A 23,183-nucleotide genomic window follows, 5' to 3' on the forward strand; every position below is an offset into this window, starting at 1 on the left:
CCTCTGCGCGTTCTCCGTTTGCCTGCCTATTACCTGTCGCCGCGCATTGCCGTGGTGCCAGCCAGCGGAGAACCCTGATGAGCGATTCCACCGAACGCGACGAACGCCACCTGGCGCGCATGCAGCGCAAGAAGGCGGTCATCGACGAACGCATCGCCAATTCCCCTAACGAATGTGGCCTGCTGCTGGTGCTGACCGGCAATGGCAAGGGCAAGAGCAGTTCGGCCTTCGGCATGCTCGCGCGCGCCTTGGGCCACGGCATGCAATGCGGTGTGGTGCAGTTCATCAAAGGCCGCAACAGCACCGGTGAGGAGCTGTTCTTCCGTCGCTTCCCCGAACAGGTGCGCTACCACGTGATGGGCGAGGGCTTTACCTGGGAAACCCAGGACCGCCAGCGTGACATCGCTGCTGCGCAAGCCGCCTGGGCGGTGTCGCGCCAGCTGCTGCAGGACCCGGGTGTACAGTTCGTGGTGCTGGACGAGCTCAACATCGCCCTCAAACATGGTTACCTCGATCTGGACCAGGTACTGTCCGACATTCAGGCCCGCCCGCCCATGCAGCATGTGATTGTCACTGGCCGCGCTGCGAAGCCCGAGATGATCGAACTGGCCGACACCGTGACCGAAATGGGCATGCTCAAGCACGCCTTCCAGGCCGGTATCCGCGCACAGAAAGGCGTCGAACTGTGAGTCGATCGCGGCACTGCCCCGCCGTGTTGATCGCGGCGCCGGCCTCTGGCCAGGGCAAGACTACCGTCACTGCTGCGCTGGCCCGCCTGCACCGCAACCTCGGGCGCAAGGTGCGGGTGTTCAAATGCGGGCCCGACTTTCTTGACCCGATGATTCTCGAACGGGCCAGTGGCGCGCCGGTGTATCAGCTGGATCTGTGGATGATCGGTGCCGAGGAAAGCCGTCGTCTGCTGTGGGAAGCTGCTGGCGAGGCTGACCTGATCCTCATCGAAGGGGTGATGGGGCTGTTCGACGGCACCCCGTCAAGCGCCGACCTGGCGCGCCACTTTGGCGTGCCGGTGCTGGCGGTGATCGACGGCACAGCCATGGCCCAGACCTTCGGCGCCCTGGCCCTGGGCCTGGCGCGGTACCAGGCCGATCTGCCGTTCGCCGGCGTGCTGGCCAATCGGGTAGGCAGCCTGCGTCATGCGCAACTGCTTGAAGGCAGCCTGACCGAGGGCTTGCGCTGGTATGGCGGCTTGTCCCGCGAGCGCGGCATCGAGCTGCCCAGCCGCCACCTGGGCCTGGTGCAGGCCAGCGAGCTGAATGACCTGGACACCCGCCTGGACGCTGCCGCCGAAGCGCTGGGCGCCAGTTGCGATGCGGCGTTGCCGCCGCCAGTAAGTTTTGCCGAGCCGGAACCGCAAGCCTGCGTTGCCTCGCTGGCCGGGGTGCGCATTGGCGTGGCGCGGGACGAGGCGTTCGCCTTCATCTATGGCGCTAACCTCGACCTGTTGCGCAACCTGGGTGCTCAGCTGGTGTTCTTCTCGCCCCTGCACGACCACGAACTGCCGGCGGTAGACAGCCTGTATCTGCCGGGTGGTTATCCTGAGCTGCATCACCATGCGCTGGCCGCCAACGCACCGATGTGCGAGGCGATCCGCGCCCACCACGCGCAGGGCAAGCCATTGCTGGCCGAGTGCGGCGGCATGCTGTACCTGCTCGATGCCCTGACTGACGTGGCCGGTGAACGTGCCGAACTGCTCGGCCTGCTGCCGGGGGAGGCCACCATGCAGAAGCGCCTGGCTGCCCTGGCGCTGCAGGCGGTGGAACTGCCGGAGGGGACCTTGCGCGGTCACACCTATCACCATTCGCTGACCAGCACTGCGCTGGAACCGATTGCCCGGGGTCTGAGCCCCAACGGCGGGCGTGGCAACGAGGCGGTTTATCGTCTGGGCCGGCTGACGGCCTCTTACGTGCACTTCTATTTCCCTTCCTGCCCGGATGCGGCGGCGGCGCTGTTGCGACCATGAATGATCACGCCTATAGCAACGCCGAGCGCGCCGCCATTTACCGGGCCATCGGCGAGCGCCGCGACATGCGCCATTTTGCGGGTGGCCAGGTGGCACCCGAACTGCTTGGCCGCTTGCTGGCCGCCGCGCATCAGGCACCCAGTGTCGGGCTTATGCAGCCGTGGCGATTTATCCGCATCACCCAGCGTGACCTGCGCGGGCGCATCCAGGCCTTGGTGGAGGCGGAGCGGGTACGCACGGCCGAGGCGTTGGGCGAGCGATCCGATGCCTTCATGAAGTTGAAGGTGGAGGGCATAAACGATTGTGCCGAGCTGCTGGTGGCGGCCTTGATGGACAACCGCGAGCCACACATCTTCGGCCGCCGCACCCTGCCGGAGATGGACCTGGCCTCGCTGGCTTGTGCCATCCAGAACCTGTGGCTGGCCGCGCGTGGCGAAGGGCTGGGCATGGGCTGGGTGTCGCTGTTCGACCCGCAGGCGCTGGCCGCGCTGCTGGGCATGCCCGCCGGGGCCAAACCGGTGGCGGTATTGTGCCTTGGGCCGGTCGCCGAGTTCTATCCGGTGCCGATGTTGGTGCAGGAAAGCTGGGCCGAAGAGCGGCCCCTGAGTGAAATGCTTTACGAAAACCAATGGGGAGAGCGTCAATGAGCGTGGCCTTGCTGACCGTGGCCGGGGTGGCCCTGGACGCTTTGCTGGGCGAACCACAGCGCCGCCACCCCTTGGTGGCGTTCGGCAACATGGCCGGCAACCTGGAGCGCCGCCTGAATGCGGGCGGGCGCGGCTGGCGCAGCCACGGCGTGAGCGCGTGGTTTCTGGCGGTGGTGCCGCTTACTCTGGTGGCGCTGGTCCTTTCGTGGCTGCCGTATATTGGCTGGCTGGTTGACGTGCTGGCGCTTTACTGCGCCGTGGGGCTGCGCAGCCTGGGCGAGCATGTGCTGCCGGTGGCCAACGCCTTGCGCCAGGGCGACCTGGCGGAGGCACGGCACCGCGTTGGCTACCTGGTCAGCCGCGAAACGCGCGAACTGGACGAGCCAGCAGTGGCCCGAGCGGCGACCGAGTCGGTGCTGGAGAACGGCAGCGATGCAGTGTTCGCCGCGTTGTTCTGGTTTGTGGTGGCCGGTGCGCCCGGTGTGGTGCTGTACCGCCTGAGCAACACGCTGGATGCCATGTGGGGCTACCGTAACGAACGTTTCGAGCGTTTTGGCTGGTGTGCGGCGCGCATCGACGATGTGCTCAACTATATACCTGCAAGGCTGGTGGCCCTGACTTATGCACTGTTGGGCAAGACCCGTCTGGCCCTGACCTGCTGGCGCAAACAGGGCCCGCTGTGGGACAGCCCCAACGCCGGGCCGGTGATGGCTGCCGGCGCTGGTGCGTTGGGCGTGACGCTTGGTGGCCCTGCGGTGTACCACGGCGAACTGCATGAGCGGCCGCGTCTGGGCGAGGGGCCAGTGGCCGATGCCGATGCCATCGAGCGCGGCTGGCAGCTGGTGCAGCGCGGCGTGTGGCTGTGGCTGCTGATGATTTGCCTGGGGGCCTATATCAATGCTTGAACATGGTGGCCGCCTGTTACGCGCGGTGCAGCAATACGGTATCCCCCGTGAGCAGTGGCTCGACCTGTCCAGCGGCATTGCGCCCTGGCCATTTCCTGTCCCGCCGATTCCCGTCGACGCCTGGGCCCGCCTGCCGGAAACCGAGGACGGCCTGGAGGACGCCGCGCGCGCGTATTACGGCGCCCGCCAGTTGCTGCCGGTAGCCGGCTCCCAGGCCGCTATCCAGGCCTTGCCGCTGCTGCGCACAACCGCCCGGGTAGGCGTGCTGACGCCGTGCTATGCCGAACACCCTTATGCCTGGCAACGGGCGGGGCACCAACTGCTGGCGCTGGATGAGGCGCAAGTCGAAGCTGCGCTCGACGGCCTCGATGTGCTGGTGCTGGTGAACCCCAACAACCCGACCGGCCAACGGGTGTCGCGCGAACGCCTGCTGGCTTGGCATGCTCGCCTGGCTGCGCGCGGTGGCTGGCTGCTGGTCGACGAAGCATTCATGGACAACACCCCGGCGGACAGCGTGGTGGACTGCGCCGAACGCTCGGGGCTGATCGTGCTGCGCTCGTTTGGCAAGTTCTTCGGCTTGGCCGGCGTGCGCCTGGGCTTCGTTGCCGCCGAACACAGCTTGCTGCTGCGCCTGGCCGAGCTGCTCGGCCCCTGGACCGTCAACGGCCCGACCCGGGTGCTGGCCCAGGCCAGCCTGACCGATCTAACTGCCCAGCGCGCGCAGGCCGAACGCTGTGCTGCTGCCGGCCAGCGGCTTGCGCACGTGTTGCGCAGTGCCGGCCTGGCGCCCAGTGGTGGCTGCGACCTGTTCCAGTACGTGCGAAGCGAACATGCAGCGCGGCTGCATGAATTTCTCGCCCGGCGCGGCATCCTTGTAAGGCTGTTCGAACAGCCAGCGGCCGTGCGCCTGGGGTTGCCTGCCTGCGCGGCGGACGAACAGCGCCTGGCCCAGGCCCTGGCGGCTTATCAGAAGGAAACGGCGGCATGACGACCCTCATGGTGCAAGGCACCACCTCCGACGCAGGCAAGAGCACACTGGTGACCGCATTGTGCCGCTGGCTGTTGCGCCAGGGCGTCGCTGTGGTGCCATTCAAGCCACAGAACATGGCGCTGAACAGCGCGGTGACGGCTGATGGCGGTGAAATCGGTCGTGCCCAGGCGGTGCAGGCCCAGGCCTGCCGGCTACAACCGCACACCGACATGAACCCGGTGCTGCTCAAGCCCAACAGCGACACCGGCGCCCAGGTCATCATCCACGGTCGGGCGGTCACCAGCATGAATGCAGTGGCCTACCACGACTATAAAACCACTGCCATGCAAGCGGTGCTGGCGTCTCACCAACGCCTGAGTGCCGCGTACCCGGTGGTCATGGTCGAGGGTGCGGGGTCGCCGGCAGAGATCAACCTGCGTGCCGGCGATATCGCCAACATGGGCTTTGCCGAAGCGGTGGACTGCCCGGTGATCCTGGTGGCCGACATCAACCGCGGTGGTGTGTTCGCCCATCTGGTGGGCACGCTGGAATTGCTGTCGACCACTGAACAGGCGCGGGTCAAAGGTTTTGTCATCAACCGCTTCCGTGGCGACATTGCCCTGCTGCAGCCAGGGCTGGACTGGCTGGAACAACGCACCGGCAAACCGGTACTGGGCGTCCTGCCTTACGTTACCGACCTGCACCTTGAAGCCGAAGACGGTATCGATGTGCGCCAAGGCGTCAAGCACGCGCGTGTGCTCAAAGTGATCGTGCCAGTGCTGCCGCGTATCAGCAACCACACCGATTTCGACCCGTTGCGCCTGCACCCGCAGGTGGACTTGCAGTTCATCGGCCCTGGCCAGCCGATTCCGGCTGCCGACCTCATCATCTTGCCGGGCTCCAAGAGCGTGCGGGGCGACTTGGCACAACTGCGCGAGCGCGGTTGGGACAAGGCCATCGAGCGGCACCTGCGCTATGGCGGCAAGCTGATCGGTATCTGCGGTGGCCTGCAGATGCTGGGGCGGGAAGTGCATGACCCGCTGGGGCTGGAGGGGGCCGGGGGCTCGAGCCAGGGGCTCGGTCTGCTCGACTATGCCACGGTGCTCGAAGCCGAGAAGCAACTGCGCAATGTGGCCGGCACGCTGAGCCTTGAAGCGGCAACGGTAACCGGTTATGAAATTCATGCTGGCGTTACGACGGGGCCTGCGCTGGCGCAACCCGCGGTCCAACTGGCTGATGGCCGCCATGATGGTGCTGTCAGTGCCGATGGCCAGATCCTCGCCACGTACCTGCATGGCCTGTTCGAAGGCAGCCAGTCGTGTGCCGCGCTATTGCGCTGGGCCGGGCTGGAGGATGTGCAGGTTATCGACTACGAAGCGTTGCGCGAACACGACATCGAGCGCCTGGCCGATCTGGTGGAGAAGCACCTGGACACCGCGCAGTTGCGCCAACTGTGTGGGGTGGCCTGACATGCGTAACCTGATTCTCGGCGGCGCCCGGTCTGGCAAAAGCCGCCTGGCCGAACAACTGGCCAGCGCCAACGGCTTGCCGGTGACCTACATCGCCACCAGCCAGCCGCTGGATGGCGAAATGAACCAACGCGTGTTGCTGCATCGTCAGCGCCGGCCGGATGACTGGGGGTTGATCGAAGAGCCCTTGGCCCTGGCCGCGGTATTGCGCGCCGAAGCGGCCGAAGGGCGCTGCCTGCTGGTGGATTGCCTGACCCTGTGGCTGACCAATTTGTTGATGCTGGAAGATGACCAGCGTCTGGCCGAGGAGCGTGATGCCCTGCTGGCATGCCTGGAACAGTTACCTGGCACCCTTATCCTGGTCAGTAACGAAACCGGTCTGGGCGTCGTGCCCATGGGCGAGCTGACCCGGCGCTATGTCGACCTGGCCGGCTGGCTGCACCAGGCCGTGGCCGAACGCTGTCAGCGTGTCGTGCTGACCGTGGCCGGCCTGCCCCTAATCCTCAAAGGACCTGCACTATGACCCAAGCCTGGTGGCGTGACGCCTGCCAACCCCTCGACAACGCCGCCATGGCCCAGGCTCGCGGCCGGCAGCAGCAACTGACCAAACCTGCTGGCTCGCTTGGCCAACTTGAAGAGCTGGCGATTCAGCTGGCTGGCCTGCAGGGGCTTGAACGACCCACGCTGGATCAGGTCGCCATCACCATTTTTGCCGGCGACCACGGTGTGGTCGAAGAGGGCATCTCGGCCTATCCGCAGGCGGTAACCGGGCAGATGCTATGTAACTTCGTCGGCGGGGGCGCGGCGATCAGTGTGCTGGCGCGGCAACTGCAGGCCAGCCTGGACGTGGTCGACCTGGGCACCATTGACGCGCAGCTGGAACTGCCCGGCGTGCGCCATCTGCGCCTGGGCACCGGTACTGCCAACTTTGCCCGTCAACCCGCAATGACCGAAAACCAGCTGCAAGCGGCCTTGCAGGCCGGTCGCGACAGTGCCCGGCGCGGCGCCGAACAGGGCGCACATCTGTTCATCGGTGGCGAGATGGGCATTGGTAACACCACAGCCGCCGCAGCCTTGGCCAGTGTTCTGCTGGGATGTCCGGCGTCGGAGCTGAGCGGCCCTGGCACCGGCCTGGACAACGCCGGGGTGCAGCACAAGGCTGAAGTCATCGAGAGGGCGCTGCGCTTGCATGGCCTGCGTGCTGAAGACCCGTTGCAGGCACTGGCATGTGTTGGCGGTTTCGAGATCGCGGCGTTGGTCGGTGCCTACATAGGTTGTGCGCAGGCGGGTGTCGCGGTGCTGGTGGATGGCTTTATCTGCAGTGTCGCTGCGCTCGTGGCAGTGCGCCTCAACCCGCAGTGTCGGGCCTGGCTGTTGTTCGCTCATCAGGGCGCTGAGCCCGGGCACAAGGCCTTGCTTGCTGCGCTGCAGGCCGAGCCCTTGCTGGCCTTGGGCTTGCGCCTGGGTGAGGGCAGTGGCGCTGCCCTGGCAGTGCCGCTGTTGCGCCTGGCCTGTGCACTGCATGGGCAGATGGCGACCTTCGCCGAGGCCGCGGTGGCGGACCGCCCGGCATGATCCTCGACTTGCTGCGCCATGGTGAAACGGAACAGGGCGGCCTGCGTGGCAGCCTTGATGATGCCTTGACCGACAAGGGCTGGGCACAGATGCGCCGCGCGGTGGCCGACGGCGGCCCATGGCAGGTGCTGGTCAGCTCGCCGCTGCAACGCTGTGGGCGTTTCGCCGATGAGCTGGGTGAGCAGTTGAACCTGCCAGTACAGCGTGAGCCCGCCCTGCAGGAACTGCACTTCGGTGATTGGGAGGGCCAAAGTGCCGCGCAGATCATGGAGCACCAGGCCGATGCACTGGGCCGTTTCTGGGCCGACCCTTACGCCTTCACACCGCCCAATGGCGAGCCGGTCGAGGCGTTTGCCGAACGGGTGCTGGCGGCTGTCGAGCGTTTGCGCCTTCAGCATGCCGGCAAGCGCGTGCTGCTGGTCACCCATGGTGGCGTGATGCGGCTATTACTGGCCCGTGCCCGTGGCTTGCCCAGGGAGCAGTTGCTGCAGGTCGAGGTTGGCCATGGCGCGTTGATGCGGATGGTGCCGGGTGGCGATGGGCAACTGGTCGAGGCGCCCTGAGATGTTGCCGTTCTGGATCGCCCTGCAGTTTCTCAGCAGCCTGCCGGTGAGCCTGCCGGGCATGCCGGCACCGCGTGAGGTAGGGCGTTCGCTGCTGTACTACCCGCTGGTCGGGCTGCTGTTCGGCTTGCTGCTGTGGTTGGCCAGTCATCTGCTACAGGGTACGCCGTCGCCGCTGCATGCGGCTTTGCTGCTGACGTTGTGGGTATTGCTCAGTGGTGCCTTGCACCTGGATGGCCTGGCGGACAGTGCCGACGCCTGGCTAGGTGGTTTCGGCGACCGTGAGCGCACCTTGCGGATCATGAAAGACCCGCGCAGTGGGCCGATTGCCGTGGTTACCCTGGTCCTGGTGTTGTTGCTGAAGTTTTGCGCATTGTGGGTGCTGATCGGGCAGGGCATCGGGGCGCAATTGCTGCTGGCGCCGTTGATCGGGCGGGCGGCGATGTTGGGCCTGTTCCTTTGTACACCTTATGTGCGACCTGGCGGGTTGGGCCAGGCGTTGGCCGAACATATGCCCCGGCGCGCAGCGGGGTGGGTATTGCTGGTTTGTGGGCTGTTCTGCCTCTTCCTGGGCGGATGGAGCGTGCTGCTGGCGCTGGCGGTGTTTGCCTGGTTGCGGCATCTGATGTGCCGGCGCCTGGGCGGGACCACCGGTGATACCGCCGGTGCGTTGCTGGAGCTGCTGGAATTGGCCGTCGTACTCGGGTTGGCCCTGGGGCTTTGAGCGCTTGACCTGGACGGCCCTTTAGCGGCTGCTTTGCGGTGCTTTCGCAGCACGCCATAGGTGTGGAGGCGGCAGTAACTTCCGGCAACGGTCCGGTAGCGCCTGCATCTTCTATGTCGGCGTATCCTCAGCCTCCCCCAAGCAACCAGGTAAGCTTCCCGTGCGTCACTGGATCTTTGCCAGTCTATTGGTCCTGTCCACCCTCCCAGCCACTGCTGCAGATCTCATGGCGTTCTGGGGCACCCCACGCCACGGCGGCAACAGCTTCAACCGGCTGCCACCCGATCAAGCCTACTTCGATGCCCTGAGGGGGTACGGCGCCACATGGGTGCGGCTGTCGTACGACAAATGGCAACCGGTGAAACGTGATTTCCTCCTCGGCAGCGCCGATACCTATGAAGGCCTGCCCGACGCCGACCTGGCTGTGCTGCGTGCCACCCTCGACCGGGCGCACCAGGCGGGGCTCAAGGTGGTCATCGCGCCACTCTCGCTACCGGGTATGCGCTGGTCGCAAAACAATCTGGGCCAGTTCGATGATCGCCTGTGGCAAGACAAACGCTACTGGTCCCAGGCTGCGGCGTTCTGGCGAGATATGGCGCGCGAACTGAAAAGTCATCCGGCCATCGCGGCCTACAACCTGATCAATGAGCCCGCACCGGAGAAACAGGGTGGCCTGGCTGAACATGCCGAACTCGGGCAGATGCAGCAGTGGTATGCGCAAGAGCAGGGCGGTGCGCGCGATCTGCCCTTGCTGTACCGGCAACTGATAGCGGCCATCCGCGAAGAAGACGCTGACACGCCGATCATGGTCGATGCCGGCTGGTATGCAGGCGCAGACGCGTTCGGCTACTGGCCGGCGCCGCTGGAAGACCCGCGAGTGCTGTACAGCGTGCACATGTATGAGCCCTATGCCGCAACCAGTGCGCCGAACATGGCGCGCAAACAGCCCATCGCCTATCCAGGCCCCGTATCTTTTGCCGGGCAGACACAGCTGTGGGATGGGCAGCGAATTGAAGGCTACTTGCGCCAGCCGCTGGCATGGGCCGAGGCCATGGGGCTACCGCTTTCTCGTCTGGTGGTGGGCGAGTTTGGCTGCATGCGCAGGCTGCCGGGTTGTCGGCAGTACCTTGAAGATGTGCTCGTCGTGCTTGATCGTAACCGGTTGCACTGGGCGTTCTATAGCTTCCGTGAAGACAACTGGGATGGCATGGACTACGAACTGGGTACGGCGAAGGTGCCGTGGCGCTACTGGCAAGCGGTCGAGCAGGGCGCGCCAGACCCCTTGGTGCGCAAGGCCACGGTTGAGTTCGAGCCGATCCGCAGGCGCTTGAACCCGGACTGACGCTTCTCTATCCCTTGTGAAACTTCTTGCAACACTCCGTACGCGGGTATATACACGTATCCATGCTGACCAGTGAATGCATCTGTACCCACCTGCGTCGCGCCGCCCGCGGGGTGAGCCGGCATTACGACGAAGCCCTTGCCGGCTTCGGGGTCAATGTCGCCCAGTTTTCCCTGCTGCGGCACCTGCAGCGGCTCGACCGACCCAGTATCACAGCATTGGCCGAAGCCATGGGGCTCGAGCGCAGTACCCTGGGCCGCAACCTGCGTGTGCTGGAGGCGGATGGGCTGGTAGCACTGGGCGAGGGCGACGACCAGCGTAACCGCGTGGTGCTGTTGACCGCGGCGGGTAAGCAACTGTTGCACGTTGCCCACCCGGCCTGGGAGCAGGCCCAGAAAGAGCTGGTTGAACGGCTCGGGGTGGGGCAGCGGGATGAACTTGTGCGACTGCTGGAACAACTGGCCTGATTTGATACGACTATAAGCGGGTATATACCCGCAAACCTTGCGATGTGCTGGAGATAACGACAATGACTTCGGTGTGGCGAACCAGCGGATGGGTGTTGGTGGGGGCGGCCTTGATACTGGCGCTGTCTCTGGGCGTACGGCACGGCTTTGGCCTGTTTCTGGAGCCGATGAGTACTGATTTTGGCTGGGGGCGTGGGGTGTTTGCCTTCGCCATTGCCCTGCAGAACCTGATCTGGGGCCTGGCGCAGCCGTTCGCTGGCGCCTTGGCCGACCGGCTTGGCGCGGCGCGGGTGGTCATCATCGGCGGTATTCTCTATGCCATCGGCTTGATCTTGATGGGCTTGGCTGATTCGCCTTGGTCGTTGTCGCTGAGTGCGGGCTTGCTGATCGGCATCGGCCTGTCCGGCACGTCGTTCTCGGTCATCCTCGGTGTGGTCGGGCGTGCAGTGCCGGCCGAAAAGCGCAGCATGGCGATGGGGATCGCCAGCGCCGCCGGGTCGTTCGGCCAGTTCGCCATGTTGCCGGGCACCCAAGGCCTGATTCAGTGGCTGGGCTGGTCGGCAGCGTTGCTGGTACTGGGCCTTTTGGTAGCGTTCATCGTGCCTTTCGTCTGTCTGCTGCGCGATCGCCCGTTACCCAGTCACGGTGCCGAGCAGACCCTGGGCCAGGCGCTGCGCGAGGCGTGCACGCACTCCGGCTTCTGGTTGCTGGCACTGGGCTTTTTTGTCTGTGGCTTCCAGGTCGTATTCATTGGCGTGCACCTGCCGGCCTACCTGGTTGACCAGCACCTGGCTGCGACCACCGGTACGACAGTGCTGGCCCTGGTCGGCCTGTTCAACATCGTCGGTACCTTCACCGCTGGCTGGTTGGGCGGGCGTATGTCCAAGCCGCGCCTGCTGACCGGGTTGTACCTGCTGCGTGCGGTGGTGATCGTGCTGTTCCTGTGGGCGCCGGTGAGCGAGTTCAGTGCTTACCTGTTCGGCATTGCCATGGGCCTTCTGTGGTTGTCCACGGTACCGCTGACCAATGGGACCGTGGCCACGGTGTTCGGGGTGCGCAACCTGTCCATGCTGGGCGGTATCGTGTTCCTGTTCCATCAGTTGGGTGCGTTCCTGGGGGGCTGGCTGGGTGGGATAGTGTATGACCGCACCGGTAGCTACGACCTGGTCTGGCAGATTTCCATCCTGCTCAGCTTGCTGGCCGCTGCCCTTAACTGGCCGGTGCGCGAACGCCCGGTTTCACGCCTTCAGGCCCAGGCTGTATGAACCGCTACCTGATACGCGGCCTGTTGGCTATTGCCGCCCTGTTGCTGCTGGCACTGGTGTGGTGGGGCTGGCATCAGGGTGGGATGGCGCTGATGCAACTGGGCATGAGTGTGTGTTAGGCGCTACCCTGCAAGCTCAAGGATTGTCATGCGGGAGAAACGAGTCATGCGTGCACATTGGTTGACGGTGCCGGTGCTGGCCCTGCTTGCCAGTACATCGAGCTGGGCTGCAGATTGCCCGGCATTGTTGCAGGGCAGCCTGCCGGAATTGCGCGGCAAGGGGCAGGTCGAGCTGTGCGAGCGCTTTGCCGGCAAGCCGCTCGTGGTGGTGAACACTGCCAGTTATTGCGGTTTTGCCCCTCAGTTCGAGGGGCTCGAGGCGACGTACAAGGAGTATCACGAGCAAGGCCTGGAAATGCTCGGCGTGCCGTCCAATGACTTCAAGCAGGAAGACGCTGACAGTGAGAAGACTGCCAAGGTTTGCTATGCCAACTACGGTGTCACCTTCACGATGACCAAGACGCAGGCGGTGCGGGGCAAGGATGCGATACCGCTGTTTGCGGAACTGGCCAGCCAGAGCAGTGCGCCGAAGTGGAATTTCTACAAGTATGTTGTCGATCGCAAGGGCAAGGTGATCGGTAACTTCTCCAGCCTGACCAAACCGGATGATCCCGCGTTCCGCGCCGCTATCGAAAAGGCCATCGCCTCACAGCAGTAACCAGGCTGCGCTTGCTGCGGCGTTTGCTTTTAAGCGCGAGGCAGTTCAGGCGACGCAGATTGCGACTTCAGGAGGCCGAACGCCGTCCTCCTGAAGTCGCGGGATCAAGATCAAGAACAGGAAGTGGCTGGCTGCGGGTCACTTCACCGTACATGCACGGTAATCGCCACCAACCGCACCACCACCGGTCGGACCACCAGCACACACACAAATGCCACCGGCATCGCCAGCTGATAGGCCTTGAGCACATTGCCCAGATACTCAGGGGTAAACCCGGCATTGGCCGCCGTGATTACGAAGCACATCAAAAGCGCCATGATCGACGACATGTAGAACGCGAAAACGTAGGGAGTAGCGACCGGGTGCAATTTACGTCGACTGCGCGACCGGGACAGGTTGCTCATGCGAACTCCTGAAAGCTGAGTGGAAGCGCAGATTAGCAACCTGCACGCCTACAGCTGTAGACCGGCAGCATTGAGTTCTTTATAAAGAAATTCTTACGAATCCAAGCGCTCACCATGGACCTGCTCAACGCCATTCGCTGCTTCATCAAGGTGGTCGAGGCCGGTAGCATCGCTGCTGGTGCCCGTATCCTCGGCCTCAGTCCGGCGGCCGTCAGCCAGAACCTGGCGCGGCTGGAAGGCCACCTGCAAGTACGCCTGCTCAGCCGAACCACGCGCAGCATGGCCCTGACTCCCTCTGGCGCCCAGTATTACGAGCGTGTAAAGCATGTCGAGCGTGATCTGGCCCTGGCCGAACAGGCAGTGACAACACCCGACAGCGAGCCTCAGGGGCGGCTGTGCATTGCCTCGACCTCTGCCTTTGGGCGTCATGTGCTGGCGCCGTTGATACCTGCTTTCAGTGCCCGCTACCCTTTACTTTCGATAGAGTTGGTAACGACTGATCGTCGGGTCAACCATGCCCGTGAAGACGTTGACGTGAGCTTGCGCATTGCCCCGCAGCTCGAAGACCAGCTGCTGGCCCGGCGCATCGCCCGCATCCCGTTCATTTGTTGTGCCTCACCCGGTTACCTGCAAAGTGCTGGCGTACCTGCCACGCCCGAGGCCTTGCGCGGGCACCGTTGCCTTGTGTTTCGCTATCCGGTGGATGGCCGCTTCCTGCGCTGGGGCTTCATGCGGGACGGCCTGCGCTTCGAAGCGGAGTTCGGCAGTGTATTGATCAGCGACGATATCGATGCCCTGACCCAGATGGCCTTGCACGATGGTGGCATCACCCGTCTGGCCGAGTTCATCGTGCGGCCGCACCTGGCCTCGGGTGCGTTGGTGCCGCTGTTCGAATACTGCGACAGCAGCCAGGCTTATGCCCAGACCGAGCCCATGGACATCTACCTGTGCCTGGCCGATCGCTTTGCCATGACCACCAAGGTGCGCGCTTTCATGGACTACCTGCGCGAATCCCTGGGCGAAAGCTGGCAAGTGCAGGCATGAAAAAAACCGCCACGAAGGCGGTTTTCATGTAACGCACAGGAATCAGAAGCGGTAGGTGAGGGATGCACCGATACCGTGAGCGCTGTTCTCGTACTTGGCCTGGTAGCTGCCTTTCAACAGCCCTTGTTGTTGCGAGCTTGGCAGGTTGTTGACCTTGGTATCCTCTTCCCACAAATACGAATAGGCAACGTCGATGGTCATGTCATCGTTCGGGCTCCAGCCGGCACCAAAGCTGACCGCTTTACGATCGCCAGTCGGAATACGTGGCGAGCGATCATGGTTGTTGGTGGGCGACTGGTCGACGGAGAAGCCTGCGCGCAGGGTCCACTCCTTGTTCACCTTGTAGGACGCGCCAATGGCGTGGGCCCAGGTGTCGTGCCAGTTCTGCTCTTCGGTGATGGTCTTCAACGGGTAGCCTGCCGGCGCTTCGTTCTCGACGACGATGCTTTCCAGACGGCTCCAGCGCGTCCAGGTGCTACCCGCATACAGTGTCCAATGGTCATCCAGTTCATGAGTGACCGAGAAGTCCACTGACTCTGGCGTCTTGATCTTCAGGCTGGCGTCGAACCTGCCGTTCAGGCCAAGCTGTGGAATCGGGTAGGAAACGCGGGTATTGCCTTCAAGCTTGTAGTCGACCATCGAGTGATAGGTCAGGCCCAGACGGGTACGGTCCGTAGCTTGCACCAGAACGCCGATGTTGTAACCGATCGCAGTGTCGTCGCCCTTGATCTTGGTCTCGCCGTCAGGGCCATTGGGCCCCAGGAGGGCCTTGCTGCTCAGGTTCGAACCCAGCTCACCCTTGATACGGTTTATAGTCGGGCCAAAACCGATCGACACTTTGTCGTTGAAGGCGTAGCTGACGGTTGGCTGGAAGGTGACAACCTCGACCTTGCTCTTCTTGCCCCAGTAGCGTGCAGCGTCATCGCTACCGTAGTCGGTGATCAGGCCATATGGCACGTAAACGCCGAAGCCAACGCTCCAGTGATCATCAATCGGCTTGACGTAATAGCCCATGGGTACGCCAACGAGAGGCACCATGTCACCATCGGTTTCCCCCCCGAAGTTGCTGCCTGGGCCCGATATGTCGGTCTTGGCGATGACGGCAGCGCCGCCCACGGTGAATTGTTCGCGCTTGAGGCGGGACATGCCGGCCGGGTTGCCATACACAGTGCTGGCATCGTCGGCAGAAGACGAGCGCCCAGCAAAACCGGTTCCCATGCCGCTGATACTTTGTTCGTTCAGCGCGAACCCGGCGGCGAGCAGTTGGCTGGAAGCAAGCGCAACGGCTACGCCGAGGGAGGTTTTGAGCATTACTTTTTTCATTATTAGAAAACTCCTTGGGTCTCCGGGTCGAAAAGCTACCAACAAATCACGCGCTGCGCTATAGGCTCAATCGCAGGAGTTAGAGCGGTTTTGTAGGACAATCCGACCAAAATTCCATTTTTTCCGGGTTACTTGTAGGACGCGTCTCAAGATGCCTGTGGCAATTTCTGATCTATGCAGGCATGCCAGGCATGGGTGAAGTCGCGCAGACGACCCTGGGGGTTGAAAATCTGTCGCCAGATACGCGCCAGTGCCAGCAGATCGTCCGCCGCAGGCAATGGTGTGGCCTGCTCTTCGATGAGCATCCAGGCAATGGCAGTGGAATAGCGCAGGTTGACGGTGAGCTCCAGGTGCGGGCCACCAAGGAAGGCATGCTGGCTGGCCAGGCCGCGGACCAGGCTGGCGAGGTCGGGGTCACGGGCCAGGTATTCGTCCCAGAGCGCCTGGTGACGATGTTCGCCGATGCGGTAGAGGCCGTGCCCGCGTCGGTCGTGCAGGGCTGAGCCGAGTGCTGACTGGCTGGCGGCTATACCCAGTAGCAAGGCTTCGGCGCTGGCGCAGTGACGGTTCAGGTAGACCAGGGTGGGTCGGATCACATACTGACACAATTCATTCGCCGCAATACCCCTGATGCCCTCGAGCAGGTAAGGGCCGGACGGGCGCTGGAGCTTGGCAGCTGGTGAATGATCAGGCCCGCCGGGAGCGGAAAGCACCGCTCGAGTTGAAGTGTAGTGTGATAATCGTGGTGTAAAGAGCTGTTTTTAAATCGATTGCTGCCTGATGCTCCGGGCTATATGCCCTAAGGCAATTACGCCCAGAGCGTTCAGGCAGCCTTGCGATCGGATGATTCAGCGCTTGAATACCTCGGTATTCGCCGGTCACGCGGTGAGCGACTGACGCGTCCGGGCGATCACCGCCTGCAGCGGTTCATGGCGGCTGTACTGTTCGTGGTACAGGCGTTCGGTGTGGCAGGCAACGCCGTGTTCGTCTACCAAGGTAAAGCTGAAGCTGCCCTTGCGTGGGGCAACGATAAGGCACTTCAACGGCGAGAAGGCCTGGGAGAGGGTGCCAATGGCAGCCTGAATCTGATGATGAGTTTGCATATTGTTGGAGGTTCCTGCTTTAAACACGGGGGTTATGATCCGTGCATGATAGAAACGTTCCAGTGACGCCTTTATTAAGGGACGAACGAACCTGACTGGAACAGGGCAGCCAGAGGGGGCGCAATCAAATGTAGGCGCTTGGGCTGACTGGTAGGTACTTCGGAAGGCAGGCAGCACGCCGGGGCCAAGGTTCTAGGCCGTCGAGGTGGGATCCTGATCAATCTGTCATGTGATTCGTGCTTGCGCAGCGTAAGGCTGGCGAGTGAATCATTGAATGGGCCGGTCCTTGTTTCAGCAGGGACGCTCTTGGGGGGAGCGAGTCTGCAAGGACGCTTGCGGCCAGAATTGACTTTCAGCTTGGTACTAACGAGGGGCACCTTACCGCAAGTGCAGGTGTTTGGCAAGCGCTACGTTTGTTCAGGTGAGCCGCGCAGTATGGCGCGAATTTTCGTTGCTGGGAAGAGGGGGTAAATGGCCCGAATGCCGGCCGATGTGCCCTTTTCGTGCACCCAAATGGAGGTTTATGGTGCACTTGTTCACATTCGGGGCAGCGCTTGTAACGGCCTGGTAACACCACCCGGCAGCCTCGCCAATGCCTTGACTGCGTGGTTAAGTCAATGAAAAAAAACACTATTTTTAGCTGGTGAAAAAATCGTCAGTTTGACCGAAGCCCCCAATTCACGGGGGTTTGAGGGGTGTGAGAGGGGGTTGTCCACCGAGTTATCCACAGGAACTGTGGATTGTCCCGAGCGCTTGCTCTAGCACGGGCGTGCCAGCAATGGGATGGACTGTCCGACAATTGCCATGCTCCAACAGACTGGTTGGTCATCCACCTGAAAACGTCAAGAAAAGATCATGGAATTTTTTTTCAATCCACCAGAAATCGACGGGCCAGGGCGAAAAAAAAAGAGTAGAGTGGCGCGCCTTTCGAGTTACCAAACCTGTTGCTCATGAAGTTTCGCGGTAAAAACCTCGCCAGCCCCGCTGCATCGACACTTGCACCTCCCGCCAAACGCTTTTCCCTGAAAGTGGCCCTGTGGTTGCTCGACAGTCCGCGCCTGGGCGGCAACCCTCAGGTCAAGCACCTGGCCGGGCGCTTGTTGAAGCAGCCGGCGCGCCAAGGTGTGGTTGTGGCGCAGAGCCGCCTGGGGCAGATGCTGTGCCGCGATTGTGGGAACGCCCGTGACCGGCGTATAGGCCATGAGCTGCTGCGTCAGGCTGCCCGCGCAGGGGATCGGCGGGCGCAGCTGGAGTACGCTCGGCTGTGTCAGCACAACGAGCCGGAGCAGGCGCGCTATTGGCTTGAGCTTGCGGCAGGGCAGGGGTCGCAGGAAGCGCGGCGGTTGCTGCGACAGTGGTTTCCTGCCTGAGCCTTGTTGCCTGCGGGGGCCCTTTCGCGAGCAATCACCGATGTTCGTCCATCACCGTGGTAGGAGCGGGTTTACCCGCGAATACGGTGGCGGCGGCAACGGTGAACGGCGGGTGGGGATTGGCCAGCAGGGCCGGCCTCTTCGCTGGTGAACCCGCTCCTACGGGCGACCGTGCAGGCATTACCTTTGCCTTCAGGCTTGCGCAGCGGGCTTGCCCGCGAAGAGGCGGATGCAGGCAACACACCCATCAGGCTGATAAGCTGCACCCAATTTGCATCAGAGCGTTCGGGGTAAGCATGACAGTGGATCTGGCCAGCATTCTGCTGGGCTTGGTGGCAGGCGCAATACCCTGCCTGGTGTGGGTCATGCAGGTGCAGCGCCGCCAGGGCGCACGGCAAGGTGAGCAGGCCTTGCTCGAAGAGCGCCTCAACGCTGCCCAACTGACCCAGGCTGGCCTGCAGGCGCAACTGGACGCCAGTCGCGACGAGGTCAGCGACCTCAGTGAGGCCAACGCCGTCAAACAGGCCCAGCTGGCCGCCCAAGGCCGTGAGCTGGAGCTGCTGCAGATCGAGCGCGACAATGCCCGTGACGCCGCCCACGCCTGGAGCCTTGAGCGCGCCAACCGCGAAGCCGAACTGCGTCGCCTGGAAGCGCAAACCGCGCGCCTGGACGCAGAGCTGCGTGAACAGCAGGAAAGTCACCAGCAACGTCTGGAAGACCTGCAGGAGGCCCGTGACACCTTGCGCGCCCAGTTCGCCGACATGGCCACCAAGATCTTCGACGAACGCGAGCAGCGCTTTGCCCAGACCAGCCAGCAGCACCTTGGCCAGTTGCTCGACCCGCTCAAGGAGCGCATCCAGGCCTTCGAAAAACGCGTGGAGGAAAGCTACCAACAAGAGGCCCGCGAGCGCTTCTCGCTGGGCAAGGAGCTGGAGCGCCTGCAACAGCTCAACCTGCGCTTGTCCGACGAAGCCACCAACCTTACCCAGGCCTTGAAGGGCCAGAAGACACAGGGTAACTGGGGTGAGCTCATTCTCGAACGTGTGCTGGAACATGCCGGCCTGGAAAAGGGCCGCGAATACCAGACCCAGGTCAGCCTGAAAAGCGCCGATGGTGAGCGTTTCCAGCCGGATGTGCTGATCATGCTGCCCGGCGACAAGCAGGTGGTGGTGGACGCCAAGGTCAGCCTCACTGCGTACCAGCAGTTCGTTGCCGGCAACGACGAAGCTGCGCTCAAGCAGCATGTGCAGTCGCTGCGCAGCCACGTCAAAGGCTTGTCGAGCAAGGACTACAGCCGCCTTGAAGGCCTGCACAGCCTGGATTTCGTGTTGTTGTTCGTGCCCATCGAAGCGGCCTTTTCGGCGGCCCTGCAGGCCGAGCCGAACCTGTTCCAGGAGGCCTTCGACCGGCAGATCGTGATTGTCAGCCCTACCACGTTGCTGGCGACCTTGCGGGTGATCGACAGCCTGTGGAAGCAGGAGCGTCAAGGGCAGAACGCCCGCGAAATTGCCGAGCGTGCCGGCTGGCTCTACGACAAGTTCGTGCTGTTCATCCAGGACCTTGACGAGCTGGGCAGCCGCTTGCAGCAGGTAGACAAGGCTTATGCCGCCGCGCGCAACAAGCTGTGCGAAGGGCGTGGCAACCTGGTCAGCCGCAGCGAGCAGCTTAAGCTGCTGGGCGCCCGTGCCAGCAAGAGCTTGCCGGCAGACCTGCTGGAGCGGGCGCTGTCTGACGAGGCGCTGCCCGAGGTAGCGGTTACTGAGCCAGGCTCAGATGGCGATTGAGCAGGGCGCGCAAGGCCGCCGGCTTGACCGGTTTGGCCAGGTAGTCCAGCCCTGATGCATGTACCAGGGCGATGGTTTCCTTGCTGCCGTCGGCGCTGATCACTACACCGGGTACCGGCTCACCCAGCCGTGCTCGAAGCCAGCCCATCAGCCCGGTACCGGTCTCGCCGTCGTCCAGGTGGTAGTCCACCAATGCCAGGTGCGGGCGCATGCCTTTGGCCAGCAGGGCTTCGCATTCGGCCTGGTTGCGCGCGGTCCATACCTGGCAACCCCAGCGGCTCAGCAGGCTGTTCATGCCGATCAGGATGCTGTCTTCGTTGTCCACGCAAAGCACTTGCAGCCCAGCCAGTGGCTGGCCGCCCTGTTGTTCTACAGGCGCGCTTGGTGCCGCGGTGGCCTGGTGCGCAATCGGCACGCTGACGCGGAACACCGTGCCCTTGCCCGGCCATGAGCGCACTTCCAGCGGATGCCCCAGCACCCGGCACAGACCGTCTGCGATGGCCAGGCCCAGTCCTAGCCCCTTCTCGGCACGGGTCTGGTGGCTGTCCAGGCGCTTGAACTCCTGAAAGATCACTTGCAGCTTGTCGTCAGCAATGCCTGGGCCACGGTCCCAGACCTCCAGCCACAGGCGCTCGCCCTGTCGGCGCGCGCCTAGCAGGATCGGGCTCTTGCCGTAGCGCAGGGCATTGGTGAGGAAGTTCTGCAGCACCCGGCGTAGCAGTTTCATGTCGCTGTCCACCCGCAGGCGGCTGCCGCGCAGGCGGAACGCCAGGCCCTTCTCGGCAGCCAGCAACTTAAACTCGGCGCCCAGGGTGTCGAACAGCTCGTTGAGGGCGAAGGGTTTGGCATCCGGGGTGATCTTGCCGTTTTCCAGGCGCGAGATGTCCAGCAGGTCGCTGATCAGCTCTTCAGCCGAGCGCAGCGAGCTGTCCATGTGCTGTACCAACTGCCGGGCCTCTTCGTTCATGCCCTCGGCCTGTTGCGACAAGGCGGCAGAGAAAAGCCGTGCGGCGTTCAACGGTTGCATCAGGTCATGGCTGACGGCGGCCAGGAAGCGGGTCTTGGACTTGCTCACCGCTTCGGCCTGGCTCTTGGCTTCGGACAGCGCCTGGTTCAACTGCGACAGTTCGTGGGTGCGCTCCGCCACGCGTTGCTCAAGGCGTTCGTTGGCATCGCGCAGGGCCTGCTCGGCCTCTCGGAACGGGGTGATGTCGGTGAAGCTCATGACAAAGCCGCCGCCTGGCATCGGGTTGCCGATCAGCTCGATCACCCGGCCATTGGGGAACAGCCGCTCGGAGGAGTGCGCGCGGCCCTGGCGCATCCAGTGCAGCCGCCGCGCCACATGCACCTGCGCCTCGCCGGGGCCGCACAGGCCGCGTTCGGCGTTGTAGCGGATGATGTCGGCAATCGGTCGCCCTACGCTGATCAGCCCGTCCGGGTAGTTGAACAGTTCAAGATAGCGGCGGTTCCAGGCCACCAGGTGCAGGTTCTGGTCGACCACGCTGATGCCTTGGTTGATGTTCTCGATGGCGCCTTGCAGCAGGGCGCGGTTGAACTGCAGCACCTCACTGGCTTCGTCAGCAATGCGCACCACGTCTTCCAGTTGCATGTCGCGGCCTTCGATGGCCGCCTTGACCACCGCGCGGGTCGACGAGGTACCGAGCACCCCGGCCAGCAGGCGCTCGGTGTGCTCGATCCAGTCGCCATCGGCGTTCTGGTTAGGGTTGAAGCCCTTGCCCTGGCGGTAGGCAAAGCGGATGAAGCTCTGCCGTGCGCGCTCTTCCCCGACAAAGCGCGATGCCAGGGTCAGCAGGTCGTCGATCTGCACCGCCAGCAGCGGCTTGCTGCTGGGCCGCGCGCTGGTCTGCTGGCCAATGAACCGGCCGGCCTGCCAGTGCTCGGAAACCCGTGTGCGCGACAGCACCGAAACCCAGGCGAACAGGGTGAAGTTGCCCGCCAGTGACAGCACCACACCTTGGGTCAGTGGACTGATCGGCAGGTTCAGCGGGTTGCCGTGCAGCCACGCCAGGCCGGGGAACAACTGCAACGACCAGCCCAGGCTGTGCGCGGCAATCGGCAGCACCAAGGTGTAGAACCACAGGAAAATGCCAGCGGCCAGGCCGGCGAACACACCGCGACGGTTGGCCTGCTTCCAGTACAGCGCGCCAAGCATGGCTGGGGTGAGCTGGGTCACAGCGGCAAAGGCGATCTGGCCGATGGTCGCCAGGCTGGCGGTGGAACCCAGCAGGCGGTAGCTGACATAGGCCAGCAGCAAGATCACCACGATGGTTACCCGGCGTACCGAAAGCATCCAGTGGCGGAACGCTTCGAAAGGCCGCTCGGCGTTGTTGCGGCGCAGCAGCCAGGGCAGCAGCATGTCGTTGGACACCATGGTCGACAGCGCCACGGCCTCGACGATCACCATGCCGGTGGCCGCCGAGGCACCGCCGATGAACGCCAGCAGGGCAAGGCTCGGGTGCGCCTCGGCCAGCGGCAGGCTGATGACGAACGAGTCGGAGATCACCGTGCCGGGCAGCAGCATCTGCCCGGCCAGGGCAATCGGCACCACGAACAGCGCGGCCAGTGCCAGGTACATCGGGAATACCCAGCGCGCCAGGCGCAAGTCCTGCGGTTCGATGTTCTCCACCACGGTAACGTGGAACTGCCGGGGCAGGCAGATGATTGCCATCATTGCCACGGCGGTTTGCACCACCATGGACGGCCAATTGATGGTCTCTTTCCAATAGTCCTGCAGGTGGATCGACTGGCGCGCCTGGCTGAACAGGTCGTCGAAACCGTCATACAGTTTGAAAACGATGAAGATGCCCACGGCAAGGAACGCCAGCAGCTTGATCAGCGATTCGAAGGCAATCGCCAGGACCATGCCGCGGTGGTGCTCGGTCACATCCAGGCTGCGGGTACCGAAGACGATGGCGAACAGCGCCAGTACCAGCGATATCACCAGCGCGGTGTCCTGCACGCGGGTGCCGGTGGCGTCGGCGTTGGCGCCGATCAGCAGGTTCACGCCCAGTACGATGCCCTTGAGCTGCAAGGCGATGTACGGCAGCACGCCGACCAGGCAGATCAGTGCCACCACCACTGCCAGGGTCTGCGACTTGCCGTAGCGCGCGGCAATGAAGTCGGCGATCGAGGTAATGTTCTGCTGCTTGCTGATCAGCACCATCTTCTGCAGCACCCAAGGGGCGAAGATCAGCAGCAGTACCGGGCCCAGGTAGATTGGCAGGAACGCCCAAAGCTGTTCGGCGGCCTGGCCGACCGCGCCGAAGAAGGTCCAGCTGGTGCAGTACACGGCCAGCGACAGGCTGTACACCCAGGCACGCAGCTTTGGCGGCAATGGCGTGCTGCGGCGGTCGCCATAGAAGGCGATGGCGAACATGATGGCCATATAGGCCAGGGCGACCACGGCGATCAGCCCGCTGGACAACGACATGAAGACTCCGAAGCAAAAAGGTAACGCGGTCCCGATCAATCAGTCTGGCACGCAAGTGCCGCTTCGTCAGCGCAGACGA

23 protein-coding genes are annotated in these 23,183 nt (G+C 63.5%); 18 read left to right on the forward strand and 5 right to left on the reverse strand.

Annotated features, from left to right (window positions below):
- Nucleotides 1–77 precede the first annotated feature (77 nt).
- From cobO to FQ668_RS07605, 15 genes are all read left to right on the forward strand, one after another.
- The gene (gene cobO / locus FQ668_RS07540) at nucleotides 78–689 is read left to right on the forward strand and encodes a cob(I)yrinic acid a,c-diamide adenosyltransferase (protein ID WP_003252448.1); all 612 of its coding nucleotides are present in this window, start codon (nucleotides 78–80) and stop codon (nucleotides 687–689) included.
- The gene (locus FQ668_RS07545; protein WP_010952727.1) at nucleotides 686–1,981 is read left to right on the forward strand and encodes a cobyrinate a,c-diamide synthase; all 1,296 of its coding nucleotides are present in this window, start codon (nucleotides 686–688) and stop codon (nucleotides 1,979–1,981) included. Before cobO ends, FQ668_RS07545 begins: the two co-directional genes overlap by 4 nt.
- A complete protein-coding gene (gene bluB / locus FQ668_RS07550; protein WP_019436754.1) occupies nucleotides 1,978–2,628 on the forward strand; it encodes a 5,6-dimethylbenzimidazole synthase in 651 nt (216 codons plus the stop codon). The genes FQ668_RS07545 and bluB overlap by 4 nt, the downstream gene beginning before the upstream one ends.
- On the forward strand, nucleotides 2,625–3,533 hold the full coding sequence (gene cbiB / locus FQ668_RS07555; protein ID WP_019436755.1) for an adenosylcobinamide-phosphate synthase CbiB: 909 nt from the start codon (nucleotides 2,625–2,627) through the stop codon (nucleotides 3,531–3,533). The genes bluB and cbiB overlap by 4 nt, the downstream gene beginning before the upstream one ends.
- On the forward strand, nucleotides 3,526–4,521 hold the full coding sequence (cobD, locus tag FQ668_RS07560) for a threonine-phosphate decarboxylase CobD (RefSeq protein WP_019436756.1): 996 nt from the start codon (nucleotides 3,526–3,528) through the stop codon (nucleotides 4,519–4,521). Before cbiB ends, cobD begins: the two co-directional genes overlap by 8 nt.
- Nucleotides 4,518–5,972 (forward strand): cobyric acid synthase, encoded by a 1,455-nt coding sequence (locus tag FQ668_RS07565; RefSeq protein WP_019436757.1) that lies wholly within the window; start codon nucleotides 4,518–4,520, stop codon nucleotides 5,970–5,972. Before cobD ends, FQ668_RS07565 begins: the two co-directional genes overlap by 4 nt.
- Nucleotide 5,973: 1 nt before the next feature.
- A complete protein-coding gene (cobU, locus tag FQ668_RS07570) occupies nucleotides 5,974–6,495 on the forward strand; it encodes a bifunctional adenosylcobinamide kinase/adenosylcobinamide-phosphate guanylyltransferase (RefSeq protein ID WP_014592093.1) in 522 nt (173 codons plus the stop codon).
- Nucleotides 6,492–7,547 (forward strand): nicotinate-nucleotide--dimethylbenzimidazole phosphoribosyltransferase, encoded by a 1,056-nt coding sequence (gene cobT, locus FQ668_RS07575; protein WP_019436759.1) that lies wholly within the window; start codon nucleotides 6,492–6,494, stop codon nucleotides 7,545–7,547. Before cobU ends, cobT begins: the two co-directional genes overlap by 4 nt.
- Nucleotides 7,544–8,110 (forward strand): histidine phosphatase family protein, encoded by a 567-nt coding sequence (locus FQ668_RS07580; protein WP_019436760.1) that lies wholly within the window; start codon nucleotides 7,544–7,546, stop codon nucleotides 8,108–8,110. The genes cobT and FQ668_RS07580 overlap by 4 nt, the downstream gene beginning before the upstream one ends.
- Nucleotide 8,111: 1 nt before the next feature.
- A complete protein-coding gene (locus tag FQ668_RS07585; RefSeq protein ID WP_019436761.1) occupies nucleotides 8,112–8,834 on the forward strand; it encodes an adenosylcobinamide-GDP ribazoletransferase in 723 nt (240 codons plus the stop codon).
- 226 nt (nucleotides 8,835–9,060) lie between these two features.
- Nucleotides 9,061–10,176, forward strand: a complete 1,116-nt coding sequence (locus tag FQ668_RS07590) for a glycoside hydrolase family 5 protein (protein WP_019436762.1) — start codon at nucleotides 9,061–9,063, stop codon at nucleotides 10,174–10,176.
- A gap of 62 nt (nucleotides 10,177–10,238) precedes the next feature.
- Entirely contained in the window at nucleotides 10,239–10,643 is a 405-nt protein-coding gene (locus tag FQ668_RS07595; RefSeq protein ID WP_014592088.1) for a MarR family winged helix-turn-helix transcriptional regulator, read from the forward strand.
- Nucleotides 10,644–10,714: 71 nt separating this feature from the next.
- Complete coding sequence (locus FQ668_RS07600) at nucleotides 10,715–11,908, forward strand: MFS transporter (protein ID WP_172830959.1); 1,194 nt, start codon at nucleotides 10,715–10,717, stop codon at nucleotides 11,906–11,908.
- On the forward strand, nucleotides 11,905–12,027 hold the full coding sequence (locus FQ668_RS28960; protein WP_010952738.1) for a hypothetical protein: 123 nt from the start codon (nucleotides 11,905–11,907) through the stop codon (nucleotides 12,025–12,027). Before FQ668_RS07600 ends, FQ668_RS28960 begins: the two co-directional genes overlap by 4 nt.
- Before the next feature lie 46 nt (nucleotides 12,028–12,073).
- Nucleotides 12,074–12,625, forward strand: coding sequence for a glutathione peroxidase (locus tag FQ668_RS07605; protein WP_014592086.1), 552 nt, complete (start codon nucleotides 12,074–12,076; stop codon nucleotides 12,623–12,625).
- Nucleotides 12,626–12,768: 143 nt separating this feature from the next.
- Here FQ668_RS07605 and FQ668_RS07610 read toward each other — a convergent pair whose 3' ends face one another.
- A complete protein-coding gene (locus FQ668_RS07610; RefSeq protein WP_014592085.1) occupies nucleotides 12,769–13,029 on the reverse strand; it encodes a DUF2798 domain-containing protein in 261 nt (86 codons plus the stop codon).
- Between the two features lie 114 nt (nucleotides 13,030–13,143).
- Here FQ668_RS07610 and FQ668_RS07615 point away from each other — a divergent pair, with 114 nt between their 5' ends.
- Entirely contained in the window at nucleotides 13,144–14,073 is a 930-nt protein-coding gene (locus FQ668_RS07615) for a LysR family transcriptional regulator (RefSeq protein ID WP_014592084.1), read from the forward strand.
- Between the two features lie 42 nt (nucleotides 14,074–14,115).
- On the opposite strand, the gene FQ668_RS07620 is transcribed toward FQ668_RS07615, so the two are convergent.
- The 3 genes from FQ668_RS07620 to FQ668_RS07630 all read right to left on the reverse strand — a co-directional run bounded on the left by FQ668_RS07620 (nucleotide 14,116) and on the right by FQ668_RS07630 (nucleotide 16,499).
- Entirely contained in the window at nucleotides 14,116–15,396 is a 1,281-nt protein-coding gene (locus FQ668_RS07620; RefSeq protein WP_014592083.1) for an OmpP1/FadL family transporter, read from the reverse strand.
- 146 nt (nucleotides 15,397–15,542) lie between these two features.
- Nucleotides 15,543–16,040, reverse strand: a complete 498-nt coding sequence (locus tag FQ668_RS07625; protein WP_144179967.1) for a hypothetical protein — start codon at nucleotides 16,038–16,040, stop codon at nucleotides 15,543–15,545.
- Nucleotides 16,041–16,274: 234 nt separating this feature from the next.
- Nucleotides 16,275–16,499: a hypothetical protein gene (locus tag FQ668_RS07630; protein ID WP_010952743.1), complete on the reverse strand. Its 225-nt coding sequence runs from the start codon at nucleotides 16,497–16,499 to the stop codon at nucleotides 16,275–16,277.
- 950 nt (nucleotides 16,500–17,449) lie between these two features.
- On the opposite strand from FQ668_RS07630, the gene FQ668_RS07635 reads away from it, so the two are divergent.
- Nucleotides 17,450–17,869, forward strand: a complete 420-nt coding sequence (locus tag FQ668_RS07635; RefSeq protein ID WP_019436764.1) for a tetratricopeptide repeat protein — start codon at nucleotides 17,450–17,452, stop codon at nucleotides 17,867–17,869.
- Between the two features lie 410 nt (nucleotides 17,870–18,279).
- Nucleotides 18,280–19,653 carry a DNA recombination protein RmuC gene (rmuC, locus tag FQ668_RS07640; protein WP_162470269.1) on the forward strand — a complete coding sequence of 458 codons (1,374 nt, stop codon included), beginning with the start codon at nucleotides 18,280–18,282 and terminating at the stop codon, nucleotides 19,651–19,653.
- Here the strand turns inward: rmuC and FQ668_RS07645 are convergent.
- A complete protein-coding gene (locus tag FQ668_RS07645; protein WP_019436766.1) occupies nucleotides 19,625–23,104 on the reverse strand; it encodes a PAS domain-containing hybrid sensor histidine kinase/response regulator in 3,480 nt (1,159 codons plus the stop codon). The genes rmuC and FQ668_RS07645 overlap by 29 nt on opposite strands.
- Nucleotides 23,105–23,183 lie beyond the last annotated feature (79 nt).

This window comes from Pseudomonas sp. Kh14, from assembly GCF_900291005.1.
Lineage (GTDB): Bacteria > Pseudomonadota > Gammaproteobacteria > Pseudomonadales > Pseudomonadaceae > Aquipseudomonas > Aquipseudomonas alloputida.